The organism is Gordonia oryzae, assembly GCF_003797185.1.
Taxonomy (GTDB): Bacteria; Actinomycetota; Actinomycetes; order Mycobacteriales; family Mycobacteriaceae; genus Gordonia; species Gordonia oryzae.
The window spans coordinates 230673-255107 of the sequence record NZ_RKMH01000009.1; the positions used below are offsets into that span (position 1 = coordinate 230673).

22 protein-coding genes and 1 tRNA gene are annotated in these 24435 nt (G+C 66.0%); 9 read left to right on the forward strand and 14 right to left on the reverse strand.

Features of this window, described 5'->3' with window-relative positions:
- The first annotated feature begins 23 nt into the window (after window positions 1-23).
- Window positions 24-491, forward strand: coding sequence for a type II 3-dehydroquinate dehydratase (aroQ, locus tag EF294_RS13555; protein WP_123930842.1), 468 nt, complete (start codon window positions 24-26; stop codon window positions 489-491).
- A gap of 728 nt (window positions 492-1219) precedes the next feature.
- Here the strand turns inward: aroQ and EF294_RS13565 are convergent.
- Together EF294_RS13565 and EF294_RS13570 are read right to left on the reverse strand one after the other, a co-directional pair.
- Window positions 1220-2014, reverse strand: coding sequence for an MBL fold metallo-hydrolase (locus EF294_RS13565; protein WP_123930845.1), 795 nt, complete (start codon window positions 2012-2014; stop codon window positions 1220-1222).
- A gap of 4 nt (window positions 2015-2018) precedes the next feature.
- The gene (locus tag EF294_RS13570; protein WP_123930848.1) at window positions 2019-4013 is read right to left on the reverse strand and encodes a galactan 5-O-arabinofuranosyltransferase; all 1995 of its coding nucleotides are present in this window, start codon (window positions 4011-4013) and stop codon (window positions 2019-2021) included.
- Window positions 4014-4255: 242 nt separating this feature from the next.
- Between EF294_RS13570 and EF294_RS22145 the strand changes: the two genes are divergently transcribed.
- The gene (locus tag EF294_RS22145) at window positions 4256-4519 is read left to right on the forward strand and encodes a MerR family transcriptional regulator (protein ID WP_246007850.1); all 264 of its coding nucleotides are present in this window, start codon (window positions 4256-4258) and stop codon (window positions 4517-4519) included.
- A 103-nt stretch (window positions 4520-4622) separates the two neighbouring features.
- Here the strand turns inward: EF294_RS22145 and dprE2 are convergent, their stop codons facing one another.
- Genes dprE2 through EF294_RS13595 form a run of 4 tightly spaced genes read right to left on the reverse strand, consistent with a single transcriptional unit; the run spans window position 4623 to window position 9755 of the window.
- Complete coding sequence (dprE2, locus tag EF294_RS13580; RefSeq protein WP_123930851.1) at window positions 4623-5384, reverse strand: decaprenylphospho-beta-D-erythro-pentofuranosid-2-ulose 2-reductase; 762 nt, start codon at window positions 5382-5384, stop codon at window positions 4623-4625.
- A gap of 54 nt (window positions 5385-5438) precedes the next feature.
- Window positions 5439-6881 (reverse strand): decaprenylphosphoryl-beta-D-ribose oxidase, encoded by a 1443-nt coding sequence (dprE1, locus tag EF294_RS13585; RefSeq protein ID WP_123930854.1) that lies wholly within the window; start codon window positions 6879-6881, stop codon window positions 5439-5441.
- Between the two features lie 60 nt (window positions 6882-6941).
- Window positions 6942-8537 (reverse strand): phytoene desaturase family protein, encoded by a 1596-nt coding sequence (locus EF294_RS13590; RefSeq protein ID WP_123930857.1) that lies wholly within the window; start codon window positions 8535-8537, stop codon window positions 6942-6944.
- Between the two features lie 6 nt (window positions 8538-8543).
- Window positions 8544-9755, reverse strand: a complete 1212-nt coding sequence (locus tag EF294_RS13595) for an alpha/beta hydrolase family protein (RefSeq protein WP_123930860.1) — start codon at window positions 9753-9755, stop codon at window positions 8544-8546.
- A 103-nt stretch (window positions 9756-9858) separates the two neighbouring features.
- On the opposite strand from EF294_RS13595, the gene EF294_RS13600 reads away from it, so the two are divergent.
- The 4 genes from EF294_RS13600 (at window position 9859) to EF294_RS13615 (ending at window position 14633) form a co-directional block, all read left to right on the forward strand.
- The gene (locus EF294_RS13600) at window positions 9859-10689 is read left to right on the forward strand and encodes an aldo/keto reductase (RefSeq protein ID WP_123930863.1); all 831 of its coding nucleotides are present in this window, start codon (window positions 9859-9861) and stop codon (window positions 10687-10689) included.
- A 34-nt stretch (window positions 10690-10723) separates the two neighbouring features.
- Window positions 10724-11248 (forward strand): GtrA family protein, encoded by a 525-nt coding sequence (locus EF294_RS13605; RefSeq protein WP_123930866.1) that lies wholly within the window; start codon window positions 10724-10726, stop codon window positions 11246-11248.
- Window positions 11245-12666 carry a phytoene desaturase family protein gene (locus EF294_RS13610; RefSeq protein ID WP_123930869.1) on the forward strand — a complete coding sequence of 474 codons (1422 nt, stop codon included), beginning with the start codon at window positions 11245-11247 and terminating at the stop codon, window positions 12664-12666. Before EF294_RS13605 ends, EF294_RS13610 begins: the two co-directional genes overlap by 4 nt.
- 140 nt (window positions 12667-12806) lie before the next feature.
- Window positions 12807-14633 carry a glycosyltransferase gene (locus tag EF294_RS13615; protein ID WP_123930872.1) on the forward strand — a complete coding sequence of 609 codons (1827 nt, stop codon included), beginning with the start codon at window positions 12807-12809 and terminating at the stop codon, window positions 14631-14633.
- A 238-nt stretch (window positions 14634-14871) separates the two neighbouring features.
- Here EF294_RS13615 and EF294_RS13620 read toward each other — a convergent pair whose 3' ends face one another.
- The 7 genes from EF294_RS13620 to EF294_RS13655 form a co-directional block, all read right to left on the reverse strand.
- The gene (locus tag EF294_RS13620; RefSeq protein WP_123930874.1) at window positions 14872-15081 is read right to left on the reverse strand and encodes a hypothetical protein; all 210 of its coding nucleotides are present in this window, start codon (window positions 15079-15081) and stop codon (window positions 14872-14874) included.
- A gap of 145 nt (window positions 15082-15226) precedes the next feature.
- The gene (locus tag EF294_RS13625; RefSeq protein ID WP_123930877.1) at window positions 15227-15844 is read right to left on the reverse strand and encodes a hypothetical protein; all 618 of its coding nucleotides are present in this window, start codon (window positions 15842-15844) and stop codon (window positions 15227-15229) included.
- 624 nt (window positions 15845-16468) lie between these two features.
- Window positions 16469-17347, reverse strand: coding sequence for a TIGR03619 family F420-dependent LLM class oxidoreductase (locus tag EF294_RS13635; protein ID WP_123930880.1), 879 nt, complete (start codon window positions 17345-17347; stop codon window positions 16469-16471).
- A gap of 130 nt (window positions 17348-17477) precedes the next feature.
- Window positions 17478-18392 carry a galactofuranosyltransferase GlfT1 gene (gene glfT1, locus EF294_RS13640; protein ID WP_123930884.1) on the reverse strand — a complete coding sequence of 305 codons (915 nt, stop codon included), beginning with the start codon at window positions 18390-18392 and terminating at the stop codon, window positions 17478-17480.
- Window positions 18389-19210, reverse strand: coding sequence for a galactan export ABC transporter ATP-binding subunit Wzt/RfbE (gene wzt / locus EF294_RS13645; protein WP_185091073.1), 822 nt, complete (start codon window positions 19208-19210; stop codon window positions 18389-18391). The genes glfT1 and wzt overlap by 4 nt, the downstream gene beginning before the upstream one ends.
- 23 nt (window positions 19211-19233) lie before the next feature.
- Window positions 19234-20082, reverse strand: coding sequence for a galactan export ABC transporter permease subunit Wzm/RfbD (gene wzm, locus EF294_RS13650; RefSeq protein ID WP_185091084.1), 849 nt, complete (start codon window positions 20080-20082; stop codon window positions 19234-19236).
- Window positions 20083-20149: 67 nt separating this feature from the next.
- Window positions 20150-20623, reverse strand: coding sequence for a bacterial proteasome activator family protein (locus EF294_RS13655; RefSeq protein ID WP_246007853.1), 474 nt, complete (start codon window positions 20621-20623; stop codon window positions 20150-20152).
- A gap of 200 nt (window positions 20624-20823) precedes the next feature.
- On the opposite strand from EF294_RS13655, the gene EF294_RS13660 reads away from it, so the two are divergent.
- Together EF294_RS13660 and EF294_RS13665 are read left to right on the forward strand one after the other, a co-directional pair.
- Window positions 20824-22020 carry an aminotransferase class V-fold PLP-dependent enzyme gene (locus EF294_RS13660; protein ID WP_123930897.1) on the forward strand — a complete coding sequence of 399 codons (1197 nt, stop codon included), beginning with the start codon at window positions 20824-20826 and terminating at the stop codon, window positions 22018-22020.
- Between the two features lie 73 nt (window positions 22021-22093).
- The gene (locus tag EF294_RS13665) at window positions 22094-22570 is read left to right on the forward strand and encodes a MarR family winged helix-turn-helix transcriptional regulator (protein WP_123930900.1); all 477 of its coding nucleotides are present in this window, start codon (window positions 22094-22096) and stop codon (window positions 22568-22570) included.
- Window positions 22571-22639: 69 nt separating this feature from the next.
- On the opposite strand, the gene EF294_RS13670 is transcribed toward EF294_RS13665, so the two are convergent.
- On the reverse strand, window positions 22640-23617 hold the full coding sequence (locus EF294_RS13670) for an NAD(P)H-quinone oxidoreductase (RefSeq protein ID WP_185091075.1): 978 nt from the start codon (window positions 23615-23617) through the stop codon (window positions 22640-22642).
- Between the two features lie 161 nt (window positions 23618-23778).
- Between EF294_RS13670 and EF294_RS13675 the strand changes: the two genes are divergently transcribed.
- A tRNA-Ser gene (locus EF294_RS13675) sits at window positions 23779-23866 on the forward strand.
- Window positions 23867-24435: the final 569 nt, after the last annotated feature.

Here is a 24435-nt window from a genome sequence, read left to right on the forward strand (position 1 = left end):
GAGACCGCACTAGGCTGACGCTCATGCCGACCGATTCCGCCTCTGACGCGCAACGACTGCCGATCCTGCTGCTCAACGGGCCCAACCTCAACACCCTCGGCTTGCGGCAACCGGACATCTACGGCGCCGACACCCTCGCCGACGTCGTCGCCCTCGCCGAGCGCACGGCCGCCGACGTAGGTTTCGGTTTACGGGCCGCGCAAACCAACCATGAGGGCGAGATGATCGACTGGATCCACCAGGCGCGCGGTCAGGTGTCGGGCATCGTGATCAATCCGGCGGGCTGGACCCACACGTCGGTGGCGCTGGCCGATGCGCTGGTGATCCCCGAGGTGCCGATCATGGAGGTGCACATCAGCAACGTGCACAAGCGCGAAGCCTTCCGGCATCACTCCTACGTCTCGCCGCTTGCGGCCGGGATCATCGTCGGCTACGGCATCCGCGGCTACGAGTTCGCCATCCGGCGTCTGGCCGAGATTCTGGGCGGCTGATCCATTCGGGGTCGGTCATTGCGAGCTGGTTGCGCCGGGACGCATACCGATCACGACTCGGGCGACACCCTCGCCGACTGGGCGCTGGTACTGCAATCGGTAACCGTTGGCCGGTTCGTCGAAGAATTCGCCGTCGGGATTCGGGGGTGATGGAGTCGACCACACCGCGAACCTCGGGGTACCGGTAGGACTGATCGGGGTCGTTCACCGACAATGCCGGGTGTGGATCGGCGGCGAGACTGGCGTACTTGCGCCGCGTCGTGGTGGTGGTGAACGTGATGTGCGTGCCGACGTAGGCAAACCACATGAGGTTCACCTGCAACGATCCGTCAGTGCTGCGGGCCGCGAGATGGCCGTAGAGTGGACGCCTCCGCAGATCTTCGTGGTCGGTGGGAATTGTTGTCACCGGGCCTGCTCTCGTAGTCGATGGTGGCCCGGATGTCGGTATCAGGACGGCCGCACGATGGGTACGCATCTGATCCGGAGGGGCGGCGGCTCGTGCTGGCCGCAGACGGTGATGCGGGGCCGGTTGAGGAGTTGCTGGCGGATAAGTTCTCCGAGGAAAAGTGGAGATGTTCCGGGCCTACCTCGATCGCGCGACCCCGGCACCTGCGGACGGTGGCCGGACAATGACCGATGACGACCGACCGACGACCACCGACTGACGACGACCACCGACTGACGACGACCACCGTCTGACGACGACCGACCGTCTGACGAGCACACGCTCAGCGCGACAACGCCTCTCGTGCCATCTCGGCCACTTGGCCATCGACGCGCGGCCCGTGGCCGGGGAACAGCACTGTCGCATCGAGTGTTGTGAACGTCTCGACGCTGCGCCGGGCTGCGGCCACGTCGTGCTGGAAGACCTCGGGGATGCACTGGCAGCCGGAGACTCCCGAGATCGGGTGATCACTGACCAGTGCATCCCCGGACACCAGTACCGTCCCATCGGCGACGAGATAGGCGCTGTGACCGTCGGTGTGCCCATGGGATGCCACCGGCACCGGCGCGCCCGGCAGATCCAGCGGACGCCGCAGATCCAGCGGACGCCGCAGATCCGAGGTATGCGCAAAGGGCTGGGTCGTCCCGATGCCCTTGCGGCTCAACACACCCAACGGCACGACCTGGACCAGCCAGCGCCAGACGCGCGGCCGATGGGCGACCGACGCGATGTCGATAGGCGACGCCTGCTGCAGGTAGTTGCGGCGGGCGTGGCCCACTTCGTCCGGGTCGGCGTACACCGGAAAGCCATGACGCGCAGCGAGACTCACCAGCCCGCCGATGTGATCGACGTGCGCATGGGTGAGTAGTGCGCCCCGGATGTCAGAAGGGTTCGCGCCGACCTTCGTGATCGACTCCTCGACCAAGCCCGCCTGACGCGGATACCCGCCATCGATCAGGGTCACTCCGGAATCATCTTGCAGAACAATCCAGTTGACGGCCGCCGTGCCGACGAACCAGGCGGTCGACGACGCGCCGTCGACCCGGCTGATCACCATCTTCTCGGCGGGCATGATCATGGCCTCACCTCCGCACGACCAGCACGAAGGGCCCGACCTCGGTGACCTCGAACCGTGGGTCGGCGAAGGCCTTGGGGTCGAAGGTGACCGTATAGCGCTTGACGTTCGGGTCGTTGGGGTAGACGTCCTGCGCCAGCCGCAGTGTGTATCCGCCCGCGGAATAGCGGAACAGGAAGACGTTGGGCGCCCGCCACGGTGACTGCTCGAGCTGGTGGATCATGTCGTCGGGAGTCGTTGCCTGCGTCCACTTCTCGATGATCGTGGCGCGTTTGTCGAACTCGGCGAGCGGATTGGCGTAATGCGAGGTCAGCCCCTGGAATCCCCAGTACGGGTAGACCGAGAGGAAGCCGTAGTCGGCGGTGAGCACCACGTTGTCGGTGGCCGGTCGTCCGGTCTGCGCGGTGATGAGCCGATCGATCTGCGGGAAGAACGATTCGGCGCCTGACGGCCGCTGGTCGGCGCGCTGTCCGAAGCCGTCGGTGTCGGTGTAGGCGGTGTTGATCTCGTTGGAGAGATAGTCCGGAATCCCTTGCGCCATGGCCACGGCCGCGATCGCCGCCACCACACCGATGACAACGCGGATGTCGCCGAAGCGACCGACCGCCCAGCGCGAGAGATCGACGACGCCCAGCACGCCGGCGGCGGCGAGCACCGCGATCAGGATCGGCTCGAGGCGGAAGGAGAGCAGGGTCGAGCCGGTGGCGGTGCGCAGCATCGACAACAGGCAGAACAGGTAGATGCCGACGACGGTGATCCCGAAAGTCAGTGCCACCGTGCGCTGCCGGAACCGCAGCAGAATCCACAGCAGTCCGATCATCGTGATCGCGCCGGTCAGACTCCACTCGAACATCGGCAGCGGCAGCACCGACCCGCGACCGGGAAGATAGTGCTCGGCTGTGCCCCCACTCGACGGTTCGTTGCGCAGCCGCGCCAGCAGATACGGCGTCCACACCAGCAGCGCGATCAGACCCGAGATCACCGCCATGACGATCAGCCGCACCGCCACCGCGATGACCAGGCTCCGCCTGGCCGCGGAAACCGCCTGTGCGGCAACGGCTTTGTTCGCCACCGCACGCCAACCGACGACGATCACCACCAGCGCCATGAGGACCGCAACCCCGGCGAACAGTCCGGCATAGAGCGTGTAGGAGGCGGCGCACAGTCCGAGGAACACCCCGCCCGCGACGACCGCCCACCAACTGGTCCCCGAACGCAGCGGCCCTGATGGGCCGTCGACGAGACGCCCGCGTCCGCGCAACCCGTACATCATCGGGATCAGCAGTGGAATGCCGATCAGGATCAGCACCGCCGCATACGGTTCGGGGGAGGCCTGCATCACGGTGGTCACCGTGACCGCCAATGCGACCGCCACGCCCCGGTCGGCGCCGAGCATCCGGTTCCACAGCACCACGCCGATCGCCGCGGCCACCGCGATCGTCAGGATGGCCCAGGGCTTGTAGGCCTCCCACCCGGGCTGACCCATCGCGTTGGCGAATCGCCCACCCCACCAGAACCAGCCGGCCGGATAGTACGGCGGCAGATCGACGTAGGTCATGTCCGCCAGATGCGGGCTCGAGGTCATCCGGGTCAGGTACTCGGTGCGGAACTGCTGATCGACCGAGAGGCCGAAGAGGTAGAGCCGAGTCGCGCCAAGCGGCATGCCGAGGGTGGCGGTGACCAGTCCGGCCACGCCGACCGTGGACACCAGCGTGGTCAGCCATCGCGAACGTCGGTAGCGATAGGTGATCGCCGCGCCCGCGAGCAGCAGCACCGCGATCACCTGGCCGACGGTGGTCAACGCCCGCGTGACGTTCGACGAATTGAACGCGGGCCACTCGACGGCGTCGATCACCTTGAGCCCGACCATTGCGACGACTGCGCCGATCACGACGGCCACGACCAGTTCGATCACGGTGATGACGTGCGGATTCGCGAAGCGACGGGCCGCGGACCCGGGCGGTCGGGGGGCGTCGGGGGCCGGACTCTGCAATGACCTCACGCCACCAGTTCTAGCAGTAGCGCCGGTACCCGCACCCCGACGGCGTCGGTAAACGCTCACTGTCGAAGGCTTGCCGGGACGCGGGCGTCAGCTTCTGGTCTCCGAACCCAGGGCGACCACCCGCACGAGCATCACCAGTTCGACGCCCCGAACGCCCCGACGACCCCGACGCTCCCGGCGCAAGTGAGCGCGGTCGGCGGGTTGGCGAACTCGCCGAGCTGACTGGCGTCACGGTGCGGACGTTGCGGCCTGACGACCATTCCGGGCCGTCACAGCCCTCCGGGCGAGCCTTAGGCGGGCACCGACTCCTCGATGCCGACAACGTCGCGCGGTTGCACCGCATGCCGGTGCTGGCGCGGCTGCGAATCGGGCTCGCCGACATCCGGGTCGTGCTCGACGATCCGAAGTGGGACATGGCGGAGATGACCATGCTCGATTCACCGGTCCGCGGCACCACCACGTTGCTGGTCTCCGTCGATCTGCCTGCTGCGCACGCGCGTTTCTGATGGAGACGTTCGGATAAGCCGGGGGTGATTGTCATCGCCGTCGGAGTCCGCGCCGCCGAGTGACCGAGACCGCGACACAGACCGCGAGGGCGGTGGAACGACGCTACACCGGCAGCTTGCGGAACACCTTTCGGGGCACGTGCCGCAGTCCCATCATGATGAACCGGAACGGCCCCGGCACCCAGATGATCTCCTTGTGGGCGTCGACGCCGGCGACGACGGCGCGTGCGACGTCCTCCTTGTTGACCGTGAGCGGAGCCTCGGCGACATTCGCCGACAGCCGCGTGCGGACCTGGCCGGGCCGAACCACCAGCACGTGGGCGCCCGACGGGGTGAGCGCCTCACCGAGACCGAGGTAGAACCCGTCGAGTCCGGCCTTGGACGAGCCGTAGAGGAAGTTGGAGCGCCGAACCCGTTCGCCGGCAACCGAACTCATGGCGACGATCTGGCCGTGACCCTGTTGCTTGAACTTCTCGCCGAGCAGGACGCCGACGCTGACGGCGGCGGTGTAGTTGATCGTCACCTCGGTGACGGCCTTCTTGTGGTCCTGCCATACCGCCTCGTCGTCGAACTGCACGCCCGCCGCCACGATCGCCAGGTCGATGTCGCCGCCGGCGAAGGCCTTGTCGATGACCTCGGGATGGGTTTCGGGCTTCAGGGCGTCGAAGTCGATCACCTCGACCTCGGTGGCGCCGGCCGACTTCACGGTGGTGACGGCGGCGTCGGCGGCCGGGTCTCCGGGCACCACGGCCAGGACGACGCGTGCCGGGCCGCGCTTGAGGAATTCACCCGCGATTGCCAGACCGATCTCGGAACTGCCACCGAGGACGAGGATGGATTGCGGGGCGCCAACGGCGTTGAACATGAACGAATCTCTCTGGTGTCGACAGCTACGGAAAGCTGTTGTGGGGGAGTGGGATCAGGCGAGTTCGAGGCGGCGCGCCATGTCGGACATGAACACGCCGTTCGGGTCGATCGCCCGCCGGGTCGCGATCCACGAATCGATCTCGGGATACATCTTGTGGAAGCTCTCGGCCGAGGTCCGCGAATCCTTGGCGGTGTAGAGGCGCCCACCCATCTCCATCACGCGGCGGTCGAGGTCGTTGAGGAACTCGGCGAGCCCCTTGCGCAGCGGGAAGTCGAGGCAGACGTTCCAGCCCCGGAACGGGAAGCTCAGCGGCGCGCGGTTGCCCTCGCCGAACAGCTTGATCACGTTGAGGAAGCTGACGTGCCCCGACGCCTGGATGTCGGTGATGATCTTCTTGAACTCGGCCTCGTTACCGGTCGGCACGATGAACTGGTACTGGGTGAAGCCACCGCCACGCGGGTATCCGCCGCCGCGACCGTAGGCGTTGTTCCACTCCGCGATCAGATCCAGCGGGTGATAGAACTGCGGCAGGCTCTCGATGATGTTGCGCTTGTTGGAGCCGAGCCGGTAGTAGAACTCTCCCACCAGCGAGAAGTCGAGCTTGTTGTCGAGGTAGCGAGGGAAGATGTTCGGCAGGGTGATCAGCGGCTTCGGGTCGAATTTCAGCGGGTCGCGCTTGAGTTTGTCCGGCAGCTGATCGAGGGTGGCGAGGTTACCGCGGCTGAAGCTGCCGCGGCCGAGCTTCGGCGGTCCGCTGATGGTGTCGAACCAGCCCGACGCGTACTCGAAACCGTCCTCGTAGCGCTGCCCGAGATGCAGGTCGATCGTTTCGTCGAGGCTGTTGGTGGTGAAGGTGTCGGCGTAGAAGTACGCGGTCTCGGTGCGCTTGAGCGCGATCTTGGCGCGCAGCACGATGCCGGTCAGGCCGATCCCTGCGATCGTCGCCCAGAAGATGCTGCCGTCGGGATCGTCGGACGAACCGTCGGGGGTGAGCGTCAGAATTCGACCGTCGGCGACGAGCAACTGCATCTCGGTGAGGTGATCACCGAAACTGCCCATACTGTGGTGGTTCTTGCCGTGGATGTCATGCGCGATGGCTCCGCCGATGGTCACCTGTCGGGTCCCCGGCATTACCGGAACCCAGAAGCCGCGTGGCACGACCACCTTCATCAGGTGATCGATCGACAATCCGGCGTCGACGTCGACGATTCCGGTCTCCTCGTCGAGGGAGTGGATGCGCGTCAGGGGCGTCATGTCGATGGTCAGACCGCCGGAGTTCTGGCCCGACTCGTTGTAGGAGCGGCCGAGCCCGCGGGCGATCACGCCACGCTTGAGGTAGTCGGGTTTGTCGGCGTTGTCGTCGGCGACCCGGGCCACTGCCTCGGCGATGACCTCGGGATACGGCGTCGAGAGGACATGCCCTTCGATGGGTGTGGTGCGCGACCATCCGACCAGCGTGCGGGTCGTGATCGGCAGCAATTCTTCAGTAGACATCGGGGTAGAGAGTACTCGCCCGCGCCGACGGGCCGGGCGGGTCGGCGGGGACGGAGTGCCTCACCAGCCCAGTACGGCCGCCGCGGCATTGCGTCCAGGAATGCCGCTGACCCCGCCACCGCGGCGGGCTCCGGCGCCGCACAGCAGTAGCCGCGGGTGCCGCGTCTCCACGCCCCAGGTGCCGACGCCGGCATCCTCAGGTGCCCACGGCCACTGCAGCGAGCGGTGGAAGATGTTGCCGCCGGGCAGGCCCACGGAGTCCTCGAGATCGCGCGGCGTCTTGACCTCGATACAGGGGTTGCCGTGGACGTCGGTCGCGATCACCGACGCGATCGGCTCGGCGAGGACCGAATCCAGCGACGCCAGGGTGGCCTCGACGGCGTGGGTCGTCGCACCGGGCGCGGCGAACACCTCGGGTGGCATGTGCAGGCCGAACAGGGTCAGGGTGTGTTTGCCGGCGAGGTCGGCGCCCAGGATCGACGTGTCGGTCAGTGTGTGGCAATAGATTTCGCAGGGCGGTAGCTCGGGTACCTCGTCGCGGCGGGCCTGCGCCCAGGCGGTGTGGAGTTGCCCGTAGGACTCGTTGATGTGAAAGGTGCCCGCGAACGCGGCCCGAGGGTCGACGTTCGGGTCGCGCAGCTCCGGCAGCCGGTCGAGCAGCAGATTGATCTTGAGCTGGGCGCCGCGCGGCGCGTGCTCGGTGTCGACGGGGTGCTCGAGCATGGTGTTGAGCACCACGGGAGCGCACGCCGCGTGCACTATCGAGCCCCGCACCTGAGCGATCCGTTGCCGATGCCCACCCGCCGCTTCGGCGGCGTTCGCCTCGGTGCGCACGTATTCGACCGTCCCGTCGGCCGGGTCGACGCCGACCACCCGGCAATTCGTGTGGATCACCGCGCCGGCAGCCAGCGCCGCCTGATACAGCGCGCCCGACACCGCGCCCATCCCGCCGACCGGGACGTCCCAGTCGCCGGTACCGCCGCCGATGAGGTGGTAGAGGAAACAGATGTTCTGCCGCAGGGACGGGTCGTGCAGGTCGGCGAAGGTGCCGATCAGCCCGTCGGTCGCGACGATCCCGCGCACGACGTCGTCGTCGAAGTACCGCTCGATGAACTCACCGAGAGGCCGGGTGGTGAGCAACTCCCACAGTTCGGCGAGGGAGGAGTCGCCGTCGGTCACCCGCGCACGGATCTCGTCGGCCGAACGTAGCGGCTCGATCAGGGTGGGGAACAGGCGTCGCGCGATCTCGCCCATCCGCTCGTACACCCACTGCCACGCCCCGAATTCGGTGTCGCTGCCGGTGGCACGCGCGAAGGCGGCGGCGGTGGCCTGCTCGTCGGCGGTGTCGACGAGCAGGCCGTGCGCGGGATTCGACGGCAGTGGCGTGTAGGACGAATAGCGTCGCCGCATCAGTTCGACGTTGAGGTCGAGGTCGGTGATGATCTCGCGCGGCATCAGCGACACCAGGTAGGAGTAGCGCGAAAGCCGTGCTGCGACACCGGGAAACGCCATCGCCGAGACGGCCGCGCCGCCCACGTGGTCAGCGATCTCGAGTACCAGCACGGACCGACCGGCCCGTGCCAGGTAGGCCGCCGCGGTCAGCCCGTTGTGTCCGGCACCGATGATGACGTCGTCGTAGGACGAAGTGGCAATCATATTGGACTACTTCATGATTCGCGCGACAAATGGCGTGGAGTCGGGGATCGAGGCGAGCACGGTCCCCGAGTGGTCTTGTGTCGGATAGACGTGGAAGTCCACGGGCTGGCCGGCCGCGACCATCTGCGCGTACAACGACAACGCCGACGGCGCGGGCACATCGGTGTCGAGGAGTCCCTGCCCGAGGAAGATCGGCCGGTCGTACCCCGAGAACGGGGTGCCCATGTATTCCGTCAGCGCTGCGCGCACGTTCGGGATCGACGAGACCGGCGTGGCGAGGATCTCGCCGAGGGTGACGCCCTGGACCACCGGTTGCATCTCGGCGTAGCAGAGTGTGCGGGCCTTTGCGATGATCTGCCGTCCCCGCGGGGTGAGTATGCCCGGCACGTTCAGGTCGGGGCGGGCGTCGGCGAAGCCGGCGAGGATGTAGGCGGTATAGATGTTCAGCGCGGTCGGCAGGGCGAGTGGGGTCGGCGCGCCCAGCGCCACGATCTGCTCGATGTTGGCCGGGGTGCCGGTGGCGACCACCCCGCGGTAGTCCAGGCCGCTGCCCGCCGAGAGTGCGGTCGCACGGCGCGCGGCGTTGAGTGCGGCGCCGGCCCCCTGGGACTGCCCGACGATCGCCCACTTCTTGGCCAGCGGCAGATTCATCTGCTGCGCCGCGCGGACCGAGTCGACCACCGACTGGGCCTCCGCGGTGCCGCTCAGGTAGTTCATGAATCCCGGTGTGCCGAGCCCGACGTAGTCGGTGGCGACGACCGCATACCCCTGATCGAGCCAATGGCCCAGGTAGGTGGCGTCGCGGTCGCTGTGCGCCAGCACCGACGGCGCGCAGTTGTCACCGAGGCCGGTGGTGCCGTGCGCCCACGCGATCACCGGATATCCACCCGCCGGTGCAGGCCGCTTGGGCAGGAGCACCTCGCCGGAACTGACCGCCGGGCGCCCGTGGACGTCACGCGTCGAGTACAGGACGCGGTAGGCACGACCGGCCGCGGGGACGCTCACCGACGACGCCAACGGCACCTGCGTGATCAGGGCGCCGGGCGCGCCGATCGGTCCGGAGTAGCCGGTGGCGTCGAGTCCGGAGGTGACCGGAGCGGGGGTGGCGGCGTCGTCGGCGAGGGCCGGAGCGGTGGTCAGCGCCGGCAGTGAGATCAGCGTTGCGATGGCGATGGAGCCGAGGGTGAGTCGGTGTGTGCGTGGGAGGCGGTGGAGCATGGATCGAACCTATCGCCATCGGTTCCCCGCCGTGGTCTCGACGTTGTCGGAGTGTCTCGACGTTGGCGGGCGCCGGCACCGCCTTGCCCCATATTCTGGGCGGGTGGACATACCGTCGGTCACCCTCGCCTCCGGATTCGCGTTGCCGCTGGTCGGCCTCGGCACCTTCGGCATGCTCGGAATGCCGTGCACGCAGGCGGTTTCCCACGCGCTCGACTCCGGATACCGGTTGCTCGACACCGCATCGCGCTACTCCAACGAGCTCAGCCTCGGCATGGGGATCGAGGAATCTCAGATCGACCGCTCCGAGGTGATCGTGCAGACCAAGCTCGGTGGTGGCGACCAGGGCTTCGACGAGGCGATCACTGCCGCCAAGGAGAGCGCGCGTCGGCTCGGGGTGTCCTGGATCGATGTCTATCTGATCCACTGGCCGTGCCCGAGCCTAGGCCGGATGGTCGACTCCTGGAAGGCGTTGCTGACACTCGCCGACGAGGGGTTCATCCGGGTGCCCGGTGTCTCCAACTTCCGTGAACATCATCTGCAGGCGCTCTACGACGAGACCGGGCGGTGGCCCGAGGTGAACCAGATCCAGTGCTCACCGGCGCTGGCCCGCGGTGATCTGCGACAGTTCATGCAGGACAAGGGAATCCACGCGCAGGCGTGGCATCCAACCGGGCGTAAGGAGGGCATACTCGGCGACGCCACGATCATTCGGTTGGCCCGTAAGTACGGCAAGTCGCCCACCCAGATCGCGTTGCGGTGGGCGGTGCAGCAGGGCATCGGCGTGGTGCCCAAGTCCGCACATAAGGGTCGTCAGCTCGAGAATATCGATGTGTTCGACTTCAAACTCGACGCGGCCGACCTCGCCGATCTCGAAGCACTCGACCGTGGGGAGGGTGCTGCGCGCAACTCCGACATCGAAGAGGAGTTCTGAACGGGCGCGGTGTCCGAGGGTCTAGGGTGGCAGCGTGCCAGACCCCATCCCCGGTGAGCCGAACGGCCCGCACGAGACGAGCCCGCACGAGATCGGGCACGACGATTTTGCGACCCGGCACGCGCCGATGGTCCCCGAGCTGCCGCTCGACGATCAGGAGGCGTCCACCAACCTCCCGCTGGCGACCCAGATCTTCCGATTCCTCGTCACCGGCGGCGGTTCGGGCATCCTCGACTTCGGCCTCACCTATCTTCTACAGGCCGGGATCGGGGTGCCGGCCGGATTCGCCAAGGCTGTCGGCTTCGTCTGCGGCACCACCACCGCGTACATCGTCAATCGGCGCTGGACCTTCCGCGCCGAACCCAGCATGGCCCGCTTCGTCGCTGTCGCAGTGCTGTATTGCGTGACGTTCGTCGTCAACGTCGGCGTATACACCGTGCTGTCGCATCGGTGGCCGGAAGAGTTTCTCTATAGCCTGCTCGCCTACGTCATCGCGCAGGGCTTGGCGACGATCATCAACTTCATCGTGCAGCGTGCGGTGATCTTCAAGATCGCATGACTCGTGCGGTCGTTGTCGGTTCCGGCCCGAACGGGTTGGCCGCCGCCGTTCGTCTGGCCCAGGCGGGGCTCGTCGTCGAGGTGCGCGAGGCGGCTGGGGAGATCGGTGGCGGAACCCGCAGCAGTGAGCTGATGCGACCGGGAGTCCTGCACGATCACTGTTCGGCGTTCCATCCGCTCGGGGTGGCGTCGCCGTTTCTCACGTCGTTGCCGCTGGAGCGGTACGGGCTGAGGTGGCGGTGGCCGGAGATCGACTGCGCCCATCCCCTCGACGACGGCACCGCCGGACTGTTGTACCGCGATCTCGACGCGACCGCGCGGGCGTTGGGGGTCGACGGCGCGCGATGGAAGGCGTTGTTCGGCCCGCTTGCAGAGCGGATGGACGATGTCGCCTCGGAGATCCTCCGACCCGTCGCGCACCTGCCCCGGCATCCGCTCGTCCTCGCGCGCACGGGCGTGCGGGTGCTGCCGCCCGCGACGGTCCTGGCGCGCTCCCTACGCACCCCGCAGGCGCGTGCGCTGCTCACCGGAATGGCCGCGCACGGCTTCACCCGGCTCGACCGGCCAGGCTCGTCGGCAGCCGGGGTGATGCTCGTCGCCGCCGGGCATCGGTATGGGTGGCCGGTCGCTCAGGGTGGCTCGTCGTCGATCACCGCGGCGCTGGCGGCGCTGTTGGCTGATCTTGGCGGCCACGTCCGTACCGGAGTGCACGTGCGTGATCGCGCCGATCTCGCCGACGCCGACGTCGTGGTGCTCGATGTGTTGCCGGAGGCCGCCGCCCAGATCCTCGGGGACGCGATGCCCCGTCGGATACGCCGAACCTTCGGGCGCCGACGGCCGCGGGCGGCGGCGTTCAAGGTCGACTACGTGATCGACGGTGAGGTCGGCTGGAGCGCGCCGGGCTGCGAGCGTGCCGGCACGGTCCACCTCGGCGGGACCTTTACCGAGATCGCCGACGCCGAACGACAGGTGCTCGCCGGGACGATGCCGCAACGGCCGTTCACTCTGGTCGGACAGCAGTGGCTTGCCGACCCGGGTCGCGTGGCCGGCAACTTGCGTCCGTTGTGGGCGTACGCCCATGTACCCGCCGGATATGACGGTCCGGCGGCCGAGGCGATCACCGCGCAGATCGAGCGATTCGCGCCGGGTTTCGCCGAACGGATCGTCGACCTGCGTGTCGCCTCGCCCGCCCAACTGGCACAGGACAATCCGAACTATGTGGCCGGCGACATCGGTGGCGGTCCGAACGATCTGCTGCACCTCGTGGCGCGGCCTCGGGTCACGATGCGGCCGTACGGTACCGGCGTGGACGGGGTCTATCTGTGCTCGTCGTCCACCCCGCCGGGCGGTGGTGTACACGGAATGTGCGGGTTTCATGCTGCCGGAGCGGCACTTGCTGATCTCGATAGGCAACGGTGAGTGAATGGGGACGCGATGAACAGTAGGTGGCGGCAGCGGACATGTCGTGTCGGGCGCGTCGCTGTCGGTTCGCCGTGAGCTAGTCTCGGTTCGGGTTGGGGTGACCGCAACTCGCCACGTCCACTGAATTTCGAGGGCCGATGCAGCAGGAAAATGACCGGATGGTGGTACAGCGAACTCTGTTCGCGGGGCCGAATCCCCGTGTGGTTCCGGGGATGTACGTCGACGCCAACGCCGCGTTGGTGCGCTCGGACCGGACGACGGCCCGGCTGGAGCCAGGTGCGACCCTCAGTACCAACACGTATTTCGGGCGTTTCGCCGCAAGCTACTGGCAGCGGTACACGACGATATCTTCGGTCAGACTCGAGTTTGACCACGAGTGCGCGCCCGATGCGCAGCTCCGAGTGGAGATCAAGGCCTCCGATCCCAGTGGTCGATGGCGGCCGATCGATGCCGTCGAGGTGAGCGGTCATGGCCGGGCGGTGCTCGATCTCGATGTGCGGCGCTTTGTCGACGGTGGCGCAATCTGGTTCGACGCCATCGCAATCGGCGGTGGTGCACGGATCTGGGAGGTGACGTGGTCGGCGCCCAGGCCGGAACGCAATCGGCTGATATCGGTGGTGATGTGCACGCACAACCGCCCCGCCGACGCTATCACGACCCTGCTCACCTTGGCCTCGGATCCAGCGGCGCTGGACCTGATCGACTCGGTGTACGTCGTCGACCAGGGCACCGCGCGCGTCGACGCCCACGAAGATTTTCCGAAGGTCAAAGACATTCTGGGGCAACGGCTGCAGTACCTGATCCAGCCGAATCTCGGTGGTGCGGGGGGATTCAACCGCGGCATCCACGAGCTGACGAAGACCGGTGAGTGCGCGACCGACATCGTCGTCATGGACGACGACATCCTCTGCGAGCCAGAGTCGGTGGTGCGCTTGTCGGCGCTGGCCAACAATGCATCCCGCCCGGTCATCGTCGGGGCGCAGATGCTGTTGTTGTCGGAGACCTACCGCGTGCACATGACCAGCGAGTGGGAGGCTCTCGACGAACTCAAGGCCGGAACCCCCGGTGCTTTCGGCAAGTCAGGGCTCAACGCGCTGAAGAAGCATCAGGATGCGCGCAGCGACGCCGGCTGGAACGGCTGGTGGACGTGCCTGTTGCCGGCCGAGGCAGTGGTGGCCGCGGGGTTGTCGTTGCCGCTGTTCTTCCAGTGGGACGACATCGAATTCGGTATTCGGGCCCGCAAAGCCGGGTTCGCGACGGTGACGCTACCTAATGCCGGTGTCTGGCATGCCGATTTCCACCTGAAGGATTACGACGACTGGTCGCGATACTTCAGCTGGCGTAACGCGCTGATCGTCGCCTCGATCCACGGCCGGTTCGATCCGACGGAGGTCGCCACCACCGTGGCCCGCGAGATCACCGGGCACATCGTCTCGATGCAGTACGGGCTCGCCGAGACATTCCTGCTTGCGGTGCGCGACTTCATGTCCGGCCCGTCGATACTCGCCGACGGTGGGCGCGCCAAACTCGCTGAGCTGTCGGAACTGCGCTCGCACTATCCCGACACGGTGCGCCATGAAGCCGTCGAAGGCTTGGTCGGCGACCCGCGCATCGTCACCAAAGGTCATGAACCGCAGGATAAGAAGCTCGATCAGGTGATGGTCAAGCGGGTCGTGCAGCAGGTGCTCGGTCGTGTCGGCGGTGGGCGGGTGGCCATCCCGGCACACAGCGCCCGCTGGTGGCATGTGGGTTTGTTCGCGGAGGCGATCGTCACTGATGCGTCGCAGACCGGTGTCCGAATCCGTCGGCGTGACAAGCAGATCGCGGTGCGACAGCTCCGCGAGCTCGCCTCGTTGTGTCTGGACCTGCGGAAGAATGCTCCGGCGTTGGCCGCGCAATGGCAGGCGGCGCTGCCGGAACTCACGAGCCATGAGAACTGGCAACGACTTTTCGACGGCGACTGAGGCGCCACGCACCGAGCGGCGGGGATTGCTCGTCGCCTGCTGAGTCGTTGGTGTGATGTTCTCGGTCCTGGGATCGGGGCGTCCGTTGTTGGGAGGAGTCCGAACGCGTTCGCCATGTGGGCGGCGGTCGGCGGTGTTCTGTTGGCGGCATTGGCTGTCGTGGAAATGTTCGTGCTGGTGGGCGGGGGGGCTGATATTCGGAATGGCGTCAGACCCGTGTGCCTACCAGGACTGCCGCTCAGAGGGCGACGCGGGTCTTGGCGTCAAGATTCTTGTGATTGGGGTGGTCGGGGGCGGCGTTGTCGCGCTCCTCGGGTATCTCTGGGCGATCCGCAGCAGGCGTCGTGTCGTGGAACTGATGCCCCTGGGCGGACTTGCCATTACCTCCACCTCCGTTGTGCTGGGTGCACTGGCGGTGGCGCCCACAGTGTGAATCGGAGAAGGTCATGCGCGCAGTACATCAGCTGGGTTTCCGTTCGTCGGGAGGTCCTTGGGATAGCAATGGGATCGCGGCGTGGAGGACGTTATCGGTCACCTGTGTGTTCTTTAGGATTGCCGAGCCCTTCCGTGCCGACGCTGACCTCTGAGTTCTGTTAATCGTTACCGGGCCCGGGGTCTGGTTCGAGGTCGGGCTGCCATCGGACGGAGAGTATGTCCTCGAGTTCTTCTGGGGCTAGGCCGGTGCCAAATTTCGATAGATGAATTTGGGATAGTGTCCGACTGCTTCCTGCTCGGTAGACAATAGTGAGCTCAGAACCCAAGTCTGAACGTTCCGGACCACTGATCTCCAGGTCAACAACGTCACCCCAGGCAACTTTCTTGGGCTTCCGTAGTCCATGCTGGACCACGACATGCTCGTCGTCGATGCGCATTGCCATTGCGGAATGATGAGGAGAAAAAACAACGATGACAAATCCAAGGAGGGTTGCACCTCCGAAAAAGACCGTCCCTATGATGCCGGAGACGAGCCATGGATTTCCGGAAGTGTGAGCCAGGGGCACGTCTCCCGCGACAGATTCTTTGTCTCCGAAGGCAAGCCACAAACCCGCTGACGTCATCGCCGCGCCCATAGCCAATCCCGATATCACAAGGCGCACTGGTGTCTTGAGTGTCCACGTGTCGTCGAACGCCGCGGAGGTGTCGACCTCGCGCCGGAAGGCCAACAGTGCCAAGCCGAGGCCACCCAGGATCGCAGCGATCAGAAGCAGCAACGAGGACTCCTCTTCATCACCCGGGACACCCTAGCCGAAGAGCGTGTTCCACACCTTACGTGCCCCTTCGCCGATGTTCCGGCCGCAAGTGCTTCCCACCCATGCTCCCACGCTTGCTCCTATCGGCTCGGATTACAGTGCCAACCACTTAAACTGCAGATCCGGCACCAGCACCTTTTGCGGCTGCTCCCAAGCCTCCAAAGTAGGTACCTGCCCCTGCGCCGGTGGCCGAGCCGAGTGTCGCGCCCGCGAGACTGCCTGCAGTAGAGCCAACGGTCTCGGGGACCGGGACGCCGTTCACGAGGCCGGCTGCGCCCGAGGCGATCGTGGCTACGGTGCCGATCGGTCCGGCGACCCGATCCGAGTAGCCGGAGTCCCACGTGCTGCTGCGGCGTCGTCACCTGCGTTGAGCGCGTGTAGGCCCGGTTCGGCGATCATCCGGCCTATGCCATCGGAGCGCGGAAATGAGCACTGTGGTGACGGCCGGCTGCGGCAACCTGGGAAGTGAGTGGTGAGTGGCCCCATCGACGATGCCACTCTGGCGGTGCGGCAGAGAGTTCCGGACAGAGTCGGCGATCTGGCCGACGTCGTGGACTCTGCTGTTTGCGGCGGTGATCGCTGCCCTCAGCCGTTGACCTTGGCGATCACGTTGTCGGCGTACCAGTTCAGGTGATCGAGCTTCTTCTGTAGGGGCTCGGTATCATCGCCGACGATGTAGGGCAACCGGAAGCCTACGATGACATCGGTGATGCCTTTGTCCTCTAGGCGTTTACAGCCGTCGACGGTATAGGCGTCGAGCGAGATGACGTGAATCTCAAAGGGGTCGTTGAGTTTGCCCTCGGCCTTGCGGATGTCGGTGATCTTGTCGAGCAGGGCGTGGAGTTCGTCGGGCGGCCCACCACCGTGCATCCAGCCGTCGCCGCGGACCACCGCTCGGCGCAGTGCGGCGTCGGCGTGACCGCCGACGAGCAGGGGAATCGGTTCGGTCGGAGCAGGTGCCATCTTGATCTTCGGGATGTCGTAGAACTCGCCGTGGAATTCGAAGTATTCCCCGGAGGTGAGCCCACGGACAATGTCCATGCACTCGTCCATACGCTTTCCGCGCCTGCGGAAGTCGACTCCCATGAAGTCGTAGTCCTCGGGCCAGGGGCTCGTACCGACCCCGAGCGCGAGCCGGTTGTTGGTAAGGTACGCAACCGAACTCGCCTGCTTGGCGACGAGGGCCGGCGGGCGGACCGGTAGCTTGAGCACGAACGGTATGAAGCGAATCGTCGAGGTGACCGCTCCCAGGGCGGCAGCCTCGATGAAGGTCTCGATGAACGCCTTGCCCTCGAGGAACTCCCGGTTGCCGTCGGGCGTGTACGGATAGGTCGCGTCGGACTCCTCGGGGTAGGCGAGTGAGTCCGGAATCGTGAATCCCGCATATCCCGCTGCCTCGGCGGCCTGTGCGAGCGGTGCGTAGTAGGCCGGATCGGTCATCGCCTCGGCGAAGGTGAAACGCATGTTCTACTCCCCGTTGTGGTCCGTCTTCACAGTAGAACATGTTCTAGTTTTATGGGGCAAGGTTCGAGGAGGGCAGCGCCAACGGCGCGAGAGAGCTTGATCGGGTCAACAAACAGGGGTGAATCACCGCTCACTCCGGCCGGACGAAACGCTCCCGTCGGCCGAGCCGCTGCAGGCGCAGCCACTCGGAGAAGCCCTTGACGTCGCGCTGTTGCACCAGGAAGTACCAGCCGAAACGCGCATACTCCTGCGGGAGTAGCTTGCGCATCCCGGGCTGACTCATCAGGTAGCCGCGATTGCGGTAGGTGAAGAACCGCTTGGTCGGGTTATCCGGGTACTGGGTGTGCATCCGACCGCCCATGATCGGCTGGAACTCGTCGGAGCCGTAGGGGTGAAGGTACGCAGTGGTCAAACAGGTTCCGAACGGCAGACCGGACCGCTGCAGCCGGCGATGTATCTCGACCTCGTCGCCGCGGAAGAACAGACGTAGGTCCGGGACGCCGACCATGTCCAGCGTGTCGGCGCGGAACAGGGCTCCGTTGAACAGCGAAGCGATGCCGGGCAATAGATCCTCGCCACTGTCCTCGCCGTTCTCGAAAAGTTCCGAACGCTTACGACGCCAAGCGATTCCGCGGCGAAGGGGAAAGGCGAGGGTATCCGGATCGTCGATGTTGACGACCACCGGTGACACCTCGGCGAGGCCGCGGCGGGTCGCGCAGTCCAGCAGGATCCCGAGAACCTCGGGGCCCTCGGGTCGGCCGTCGTCGTCGGCGCACCACACCCAGTCGGCGCCGAGGGCCAGTGCGTGCAGCATGCCCAGCGCGAAACCGCCCGCCCCGCCGAGATTGCGCGCCGACCCTAGATACGTTGTCGGAACAGGCTGAGCAGCAACGAGTTCGGCGACCACTTCCTCATCCGCGTTGTCGACGACGACGATATGGTCGACCGGCCGGGTCTGCGAGGCGAGGACCGCGAGGGAGGCGGCCAGCAGCTCCGGGCGGCGATGGGTAACGACGACCGCAACGATCTTGTCGCGCATGCTCATTCGGCGGTGCCGGCTTCCTTCTTCAGGCCGTCGAGAACCTCACGCACGTGCGATGCCGCCTCGGGACCCTCATACGCGTTCACCACGTCCTCAATGCCGCCGTCCATGCGCACCTCGCCGTGATCGATCCACAGGGCGCGGTCACACAGCTGGGCGAGGAACTCGTTGGAGTGGCTGGCGAACACGAGGATGCCCGAGCGCTTGACCAGCGCCTCGAGGCGGGTGCGCGCCTTCTTCATGAACTCGGCGTCGACGGCGCCGATGCCCTCATCGAGGATGAGGATCTCCGGATCGATGCTGGTCACCACGCCGAGGGCGAGTCGCACCCGCATACCGGTGGAATAGGTGCGCAGCGGCATTCTCAGGTAGTCGCCGAGTTCGGAGAATTCTGCGATCTCATCGGTCTTTTTAAGCATCTCCCTGCGGGTCAGTCCCAGGAACATGCCGCGGATGATGATGTTCTCGTAGCCGGAGATCTCCGGGTCCATGCCGACCCCGAGGTCAAAGACGGGTGCGACGCGGCCAGTCACCCGGCAGTGCCCGCGCGTCGGCTCGTAGATCCCCGACAGCAGTCGCAGCAACGTCGACTTACCGGCACCGTTGTGCCCGACCAACCCGACGCGATCGCCGTGCTCGAGATGCAGATTGATGTTCTTGAGGGCCTCGACGACGATCACGTTCGACGCGTTGGCACCGATCACGCCGCCGGCCGCACCGATCACCGATTTCTTGAGCGAGCGCGTCTTTGCGTCGAAGATCGGGAAGTCGACACACGCATCCCAGGTGTCCACCCGGACAGTGCTCTTGCTGGTCGCCATGGTTGTCGCCTTATCTCCGCCGGTCACACCCAGTAGGCCACGCGGGCGCGGTAGTTGCGCATCACGGCCAACGCCATCAGCCAGCCGACGATCGTGCAGCCGATCACGACCGCCCAGTGATAGAACGCCACCGGCTCACCAAGCAGCGGGCCGCGCGCGATGTCGAGGTAGTGATACATCGGGTTGAGTTCGACGAGTTTGAGTCGCTCGGACTTCTCTCCGGTCTGCTTGCCGAGATTCTCGGTGGTCCAGATGATCGGCGTCATGAAGAACACCAATTGCACCGCGGTGGTCAGCAACTGGCCGATATCGCGGAAGCGGGTCGAGAGGATGCCGAAGACGATCGACACCCACACGCCGTTGATGACGAACAGCGCGACGGCCGGGATGGCCAGCAGGGCAGTCCAATTGAGCGGCTGCGGGAAGATGATCAGGATTGCGATGTAGATGACGATGTTGTGGGCGAAGATGATCAGCTGCCGCCACACCATCCGGTAGACGTGCACGCTCACCGGCGACGGGAGCTGTTTGATCAGTCCTTCGTTCTTCGAGAACACCTCGGCGCCCTCGAGGATCGAGTTCTGGATGAAGTTCCAGAAGATGAACCCGAGCGTCACGTACGGCAGGAACGACTTGATGTCCATGTGGAACAGCTCGCCGTAGAGCAGGCCCATCGCGACCGCGGTGACGCCGGTGGCGATGGTGATCCACAGGGGACCCAGCAACGAGCGGCGATAGCGCTGCTTGATGTCCTGCCACCCGAGGTGCAGCCATAGTTCACGGGCGTTCAGACCCGCCGACAGGTCGTCGAACGCCCGGCGCATCGACCGCGACGTCGCACCTGTGGGCGGCGGGGGGACCCGCCCCTGCATCACTTCGGCTGACACGAGGCCACAGCATACAAGCGCCGGGCCCACCACCGGCGTCCAGAGGTGCCGATCAGAGGTACTGCCCGGTGCTGCCGTGTCCGCCCGCGGACGGTGTCATACCCGGTGGCAGCGCTCCCTGGCGCATCTGCTCGAGTTGGGCACGAGCGGCCATCTGCTGGGCGAACAGCGCGGTCTGGATGCCGTGGAAGAGCCCCTCGAGCCAGCCGACGAGCTGGGCTTGGGCGATCCGCAACTCGGCGTCGGACGGGGTGGTGTTGTCGGTGAACGGCAGGGCCAGCCGCTCGAGCTCCTCGCGCAGCTCCGGTGCCAGCCCGTCCTCGAGTTCGCGGATCGACGACTCGTGGATCTCGCGCAGTCGGTTGCGACTCGCCTCGTCGAGCGGTGCCGCACGGACCTCTTCGAGAAGTTGCTTGATCATCGTGCCGATCCGCATGACCTTCGCCGGTTGCTCGACCATGTCGGCGACGCTGGAACCGTCGGAGGATTCCGAAGCAGAACCCTCCGTCGCCGCCTGCGTACCCATCGGCGAATCGGCACCGAGGACGATGATCGGATCGTTGTCGGTCTCGGACGCTCCGTCACGATCGGGGGTGGCAAAGGGATTCGCAGTGTTGCCGTCTATGACCATGTTCTCCATTGTGCCCAACCCGCTTGCGGCCAACGCACGGATCCGGTCATCGGATACCCGCCGATCGGCGCGCAGGCCGCGTCTATCGTGGGGCCATGCCCTTCGATGTCGCCCATGCGCGTGGACTTTTTCCCTCGCTCGGCGACGGCTGGATTCGCTTCGATCCGCAGGCCGGGATGGTGATCCCGGATTCGGTGGCCTCCGCGGTGTCCCGCGGATTCCGACAGCTCGGGGCGTCGGCGCGGGGCCGGTATCCGGCGGCGCGGGAGACCGCAGAAGCCCTCGACGGCGCCCGCCGGGCCATCGCCGACCTGGTGGCCGGACACGCCAACGGCGTAGTGCTCGGACCCTCTCGTTCGGTGTTGCTGTGGACGCTCGCCGAGGCGATCAACCCGAACACATGGCTGTCGGGCAACGTGGTCGTCAGCCGCCAGGACGACGAGCAGAACATCCTGCCGTGGGTGCGCGCCGTCGACCGTGTCGGCGGCACTCTTCGTTGGGCTGAGATCGACGTCGAAACCGGGGAACTGCCGACCTGGCAGTACAGCGATCTGATCGACCAGAACACCGCCGTCGTCGCGGTTCCGCTGGCCTCGTCGACGCTGGGCACACTCACCGATGTCGGCGACATCGCCGCGCGGGCACGGGAGGTTGGTGCGATGGTCGTCGTCGACGCCTCTAGCGCGGCGCCCTACCTTCCGCTCGACATCGACGAACTCGGCGCCGACGTGGTCGTCGTGTCCGCCGAACGGTGGGGAGGGCCGCGGATGGCGGCGATGGTTTTCGCCGAGCCGCGCGCGATCGACCGGTTGAACACGATGTCATCGAATCCGCATGCGGTGGGACCTGAGCGGCTTGAGATCGACGAGCATCAGGGCGCTCTGCTCGCAGGTCTGGTGGCTTCCGTCGAGCATCTCGCGGGTCTCGACGAGACTGCGCTGGGTAAGCGTCGGCGACGGCTGACCACTGCTCTCGAGGGCGTCAACGAGTACCTGCAGCGGCTCGGCTTCTACCTCATCAACTCGCTTGACCAGCTCAATCATGTGTCGGTGATCGGTAAGAGTGACAGTCGGGTGCCGTTGGTCAGCTTCGCCGTCGACGGAGTCGGGGCCGATACTGTGGTCCGCAGGCTCGCCGATAACGGGATCTGCGCGCTCGCCGACCTACCGAGCCGTGCGCTCGCCCGGATGGGCGCCGGCGATTTCGGAGGAGCTGTCACCGTCGGGCTCGGACCGTATTCGACACCCTACGAAGTCGATCATCTCGTGCGGACACTCGGTTCGCTGGCGTGAAGTGGACAGCTATTGTCGGTCGCCTGACCCACTGAGTTAGTAAGTTCTGCCCTGGTGCACTATTTTGTGGAAAGTGAACACCGAGGAGTCTGCGCGGCTGTCCGACGCTGAGTTGGCCGTGTGGAGCACTTTCGTCGACGGGGGCTGGGCCCTGATGGCCGAGGTGACCGCGGGCTTCAATGCCGCCGGGGTCTCGGTCAATGACATGCGAGTGCTCGAGATCATCGCCGCCCGGGAGTCAATCGGGATCAGTGAGATTGCTGCAGCTATGCATGCCGGCGTGAGTACCGTCTCACGCGTGGTCGCCCGCCTCATCGACGACGACATCCTCGAACGCGTGCACTCCCGCTCGGATGCCCGGCACCGACTGGTCCGCCTCACCGACCACGGGCGGGACCAACTGCGCATACGGCTCGACATCCGCGACGCGGTGGTCCGTAAGCATGTCATCGAGGTGCTCACTGCCGAGGAGTTCGAGTCTCTCCGCCGTATCTTCGGCAAGATTCGCGACGGCTCCTCGTCCGGCCCGCATGCCGACGGTCGCGGCTGAACCGTCAGCCCTGGGTGCTGGTTGGTCGGTCTGCGGGTCAATCGGTCTGCGGTGATCGGTCTGCGGTGATCAGTCTGCGGCCACGCGCAGCAACACCTTGCCGATCGCCTCCCCGCTGTCGAGGCGATCGTGCGCGGCCGCGGCGTCGTGGAGGTCGTAGACACTGTCGATGACCGGCAACACCTTGCCCGCCTCGATCAGTGGCCATGTCACCGTTCGCGTGTGCGTCACGATCTGGGCCTTGCCGCCGTCTCCATCGACAGGTCGGGATCGCAGCGTCGTGCCGACCACCGACGCGCGCTTACCCATCAGTGCGGCGATCGACAGCTCGGCTTTGGTTCCGCCCTGCATGCCGATGATGACCAGGCGGCCGCCGGTGCGCAGCGCAGAGATGTTCTGCGCCAGGTACTTTGCGCCGATGATGTCGAGAATGACGTCGGCACCCCCGGCTTCGGTGATCACCTCAACGAAATCGTCTGAGGCGTAATTGATCAGGACGTCGGCGCCAAACCCGGCGCATCGATCGAGCTTGGCCGCGGTACGTGCGGTGACGGCGACGCGGGCGCCGAGTGCGTGGGCGAGCTGGATGGCGTGGGTGCCGATACCGCTCGATCCGCCGTGGACGAGGAGCAGTTCACCAGCTCGCAGGCGACCGGCCTCGATGACGTTGGAGACCACCGTGCATGCCACCTCCGGTAGCGCCGCGGCGTCGGCCAGGAGAACCCCGGCGGGGACCGGCAATACCTGTGCCGCGGGAACCGACACCCGCTCGGCATATCCGCCGCCCGCGAGCAACGCGCACACCTCGTCGCCGACAGACCAGCCCGACACGCGTCCGCCGACCTCGCTGATCCGGCCCGAGACCTCAAGGCCGAGGGTCTCCGGCGCACCGGGCGGCGGCGGATAGTTGCCGCGACGCTGGAGCAGGTCAGCCCGGTTCACTCCGGCCGAGACGACGTCGATGACGACCTCGCCGAGGCCGGCGACCGGATCGTCGATGGTGGAGACGGACAGATCGCCTGACGAAGAAACGGTGATGGCGCGCATGAGCTGATCGTGACACAAGGCGGTCACCGTGTGCGGTCGGTGCTGGTTGGCGCGCCGGGGTGTACTGGCCGCGTCTACCAGTGGCGACGCGTGAAGAGATTTGTGACGACCCATGAGCCGATTCGGCCGGGTGCAGGGCCCTCACGTACCCTCTTCGGCAGGGAAGCGTGGCAGAGCGGCCGAATGCACTCGCCTTGAAAGCGAGCGTGGGTAAAACCACCGGGGGTTCAAATCCCTCCGCTTCCGCCATAGACGCGTAGTTCGAACCCCGGACGAACGACAGGACTGGTGTCTGTCGTTCGGGGGTGAAGCTCAGGAGCACAGCTGTGAGGCTGGGCTCCTGTTGCGTTTGCTGGTAGCACGCTGGCCACGGGGGGGTCGGATCGGTCTTCGGGCTGTCGAGCTACAGCAAGGGACTCAAGATTCCGGGTATCTACCGGACACTGGCTGACGACGAGATTCCGTTCCCGATCACTGATGGCCGAGATGCCTATCCCGACGAAGATCTTCCGATTCGTGGGGGATGGCAGGGCGATGTTCAGGTGACGGGAAACATGCGGTATCACCCCGACGCCGGGCAGAAGGCCGGCACGCTTACCATTTCTGACAACGCGACACCTATCGTCTCCAACGGAGACGCTCGCATGACCCGTAATAAAGTTCGGGTCTGGGTCAACGGCAAGGATGTCACCGACCAGGCAAATATCGAGTACACGCCCACAGGTGTGAAGGGAAGCATTAAGCCTCGATCCACCGATTTGTGTGGAAGTGGGCGGTGAGGGAGAGACGAAATGCCCTGTCTGAGTGACAGAATGGGA

Coding starts and splice junctions, on each gene's coding strand:
- aroQ (WP_123930842.1), top strand. CDS start 24: ATGCCGACCGATTCCGCCTCTGACGCGCAACGACTGCCGATCCTGCTG.
- EF294_RS13655 (WP_246007853.1), bottom strand. CDS start 20,623: ATGGGTACGCAGGCGGCGACGGAGGGTTCTGCTTCGGAATCCTCCGAC.
- EF294_RS13635 (WP_123930880.1), bottom strand. CDS start 17,347: ATGCGTTTCACCTTCGCCGAGGCGATGACCGATCCGGCCTACTACGCA.
- EF294_RS13610 (WP_123930869.1), top strand. CDS start 11,245: ATGACTCGTGCGGTCGTTGTCGGTTCCGGCCCGAACGGGTTGGCCGCC.
- EF294_RS13615 (WP_123930872.1), top strand. CDS start 12,807: ATGCAGCAGGAAAATGACCGGATGGTGGTACAGCGAACTCTGTTCGCG.
- EF294_RS13595 (WP_123930860.1), bottom strand. CDS start 9,755: ATGCTCCACCGCCTCCCACGCACACACCGACTCACCCTCGGCTCCATC.
- wzt (WP_185091073.1), bottom strand. CDS start 19,210: ATGGCGACCAGCAAGAGCACTGTCCGGGTGGACACCTGGGATGCGTGT.
- EF294_RS13565 (WP_123930845.1), bottom strand. CDS start 2,014: ATGATCATGCCCGCCGAGAAGATGGTGATCAGCCGGGTCGACGGCGCG.
- glfT1 (WP_123930884.1), bottom strand. CDS start 18,392: ATGAGCATGCGCGACAAGATCGTTGCGGTCGTCGTTACCCATCGCCGC.
- EF294_RS13590 (WP_123930857.1), bottom strand. CDS start 8,537: ATGATTGCCACTTCGTCCTACGACGACGTCATCATCGGTGCCGGACAC.
- dprE1 (WP_123930854.1), bottom strand. CDS start 6,881: ATGTCTACTGAAGAATTGCTGCCGATCACGACCCGCACGCTGGTCGGA.
- wzm (WP_185091084.1), bottom strand. CDS start 20,082: ATGCAGGGGCGGGTCCCCCCGCCGCCCACAGGTGCGACGTCGCGGTCG.
- dprE2 (WP_123930851.1), bottom strand. CDS start 5,384: ATGTTCAACGCCGTTGGCGCCCCGCAATCCATCCTCGTCCTCGGTGGC.
- EF294_RS13660 (WP_123930897.1), top strand. CDS start 20,824: ATGCCCTTCGATGTCGCCCATGCGCGTGGACTTTTTCCCTCGCTCGGC.
- EF294_RS13620 (WP_123930874.1), bottom strand. CDS start 15,081: ATGACCTTCTCCGATTCACACTGTGGGCGCCACCGCCAGTGCACCCAG.
- EF294_RS13670 (WP_185091075.1), bottom strand. CDS start 23,617: ATGCGCGCCATCACCGTTTCTTCGTCAGGCGATCTGTCCGTCTCCACC.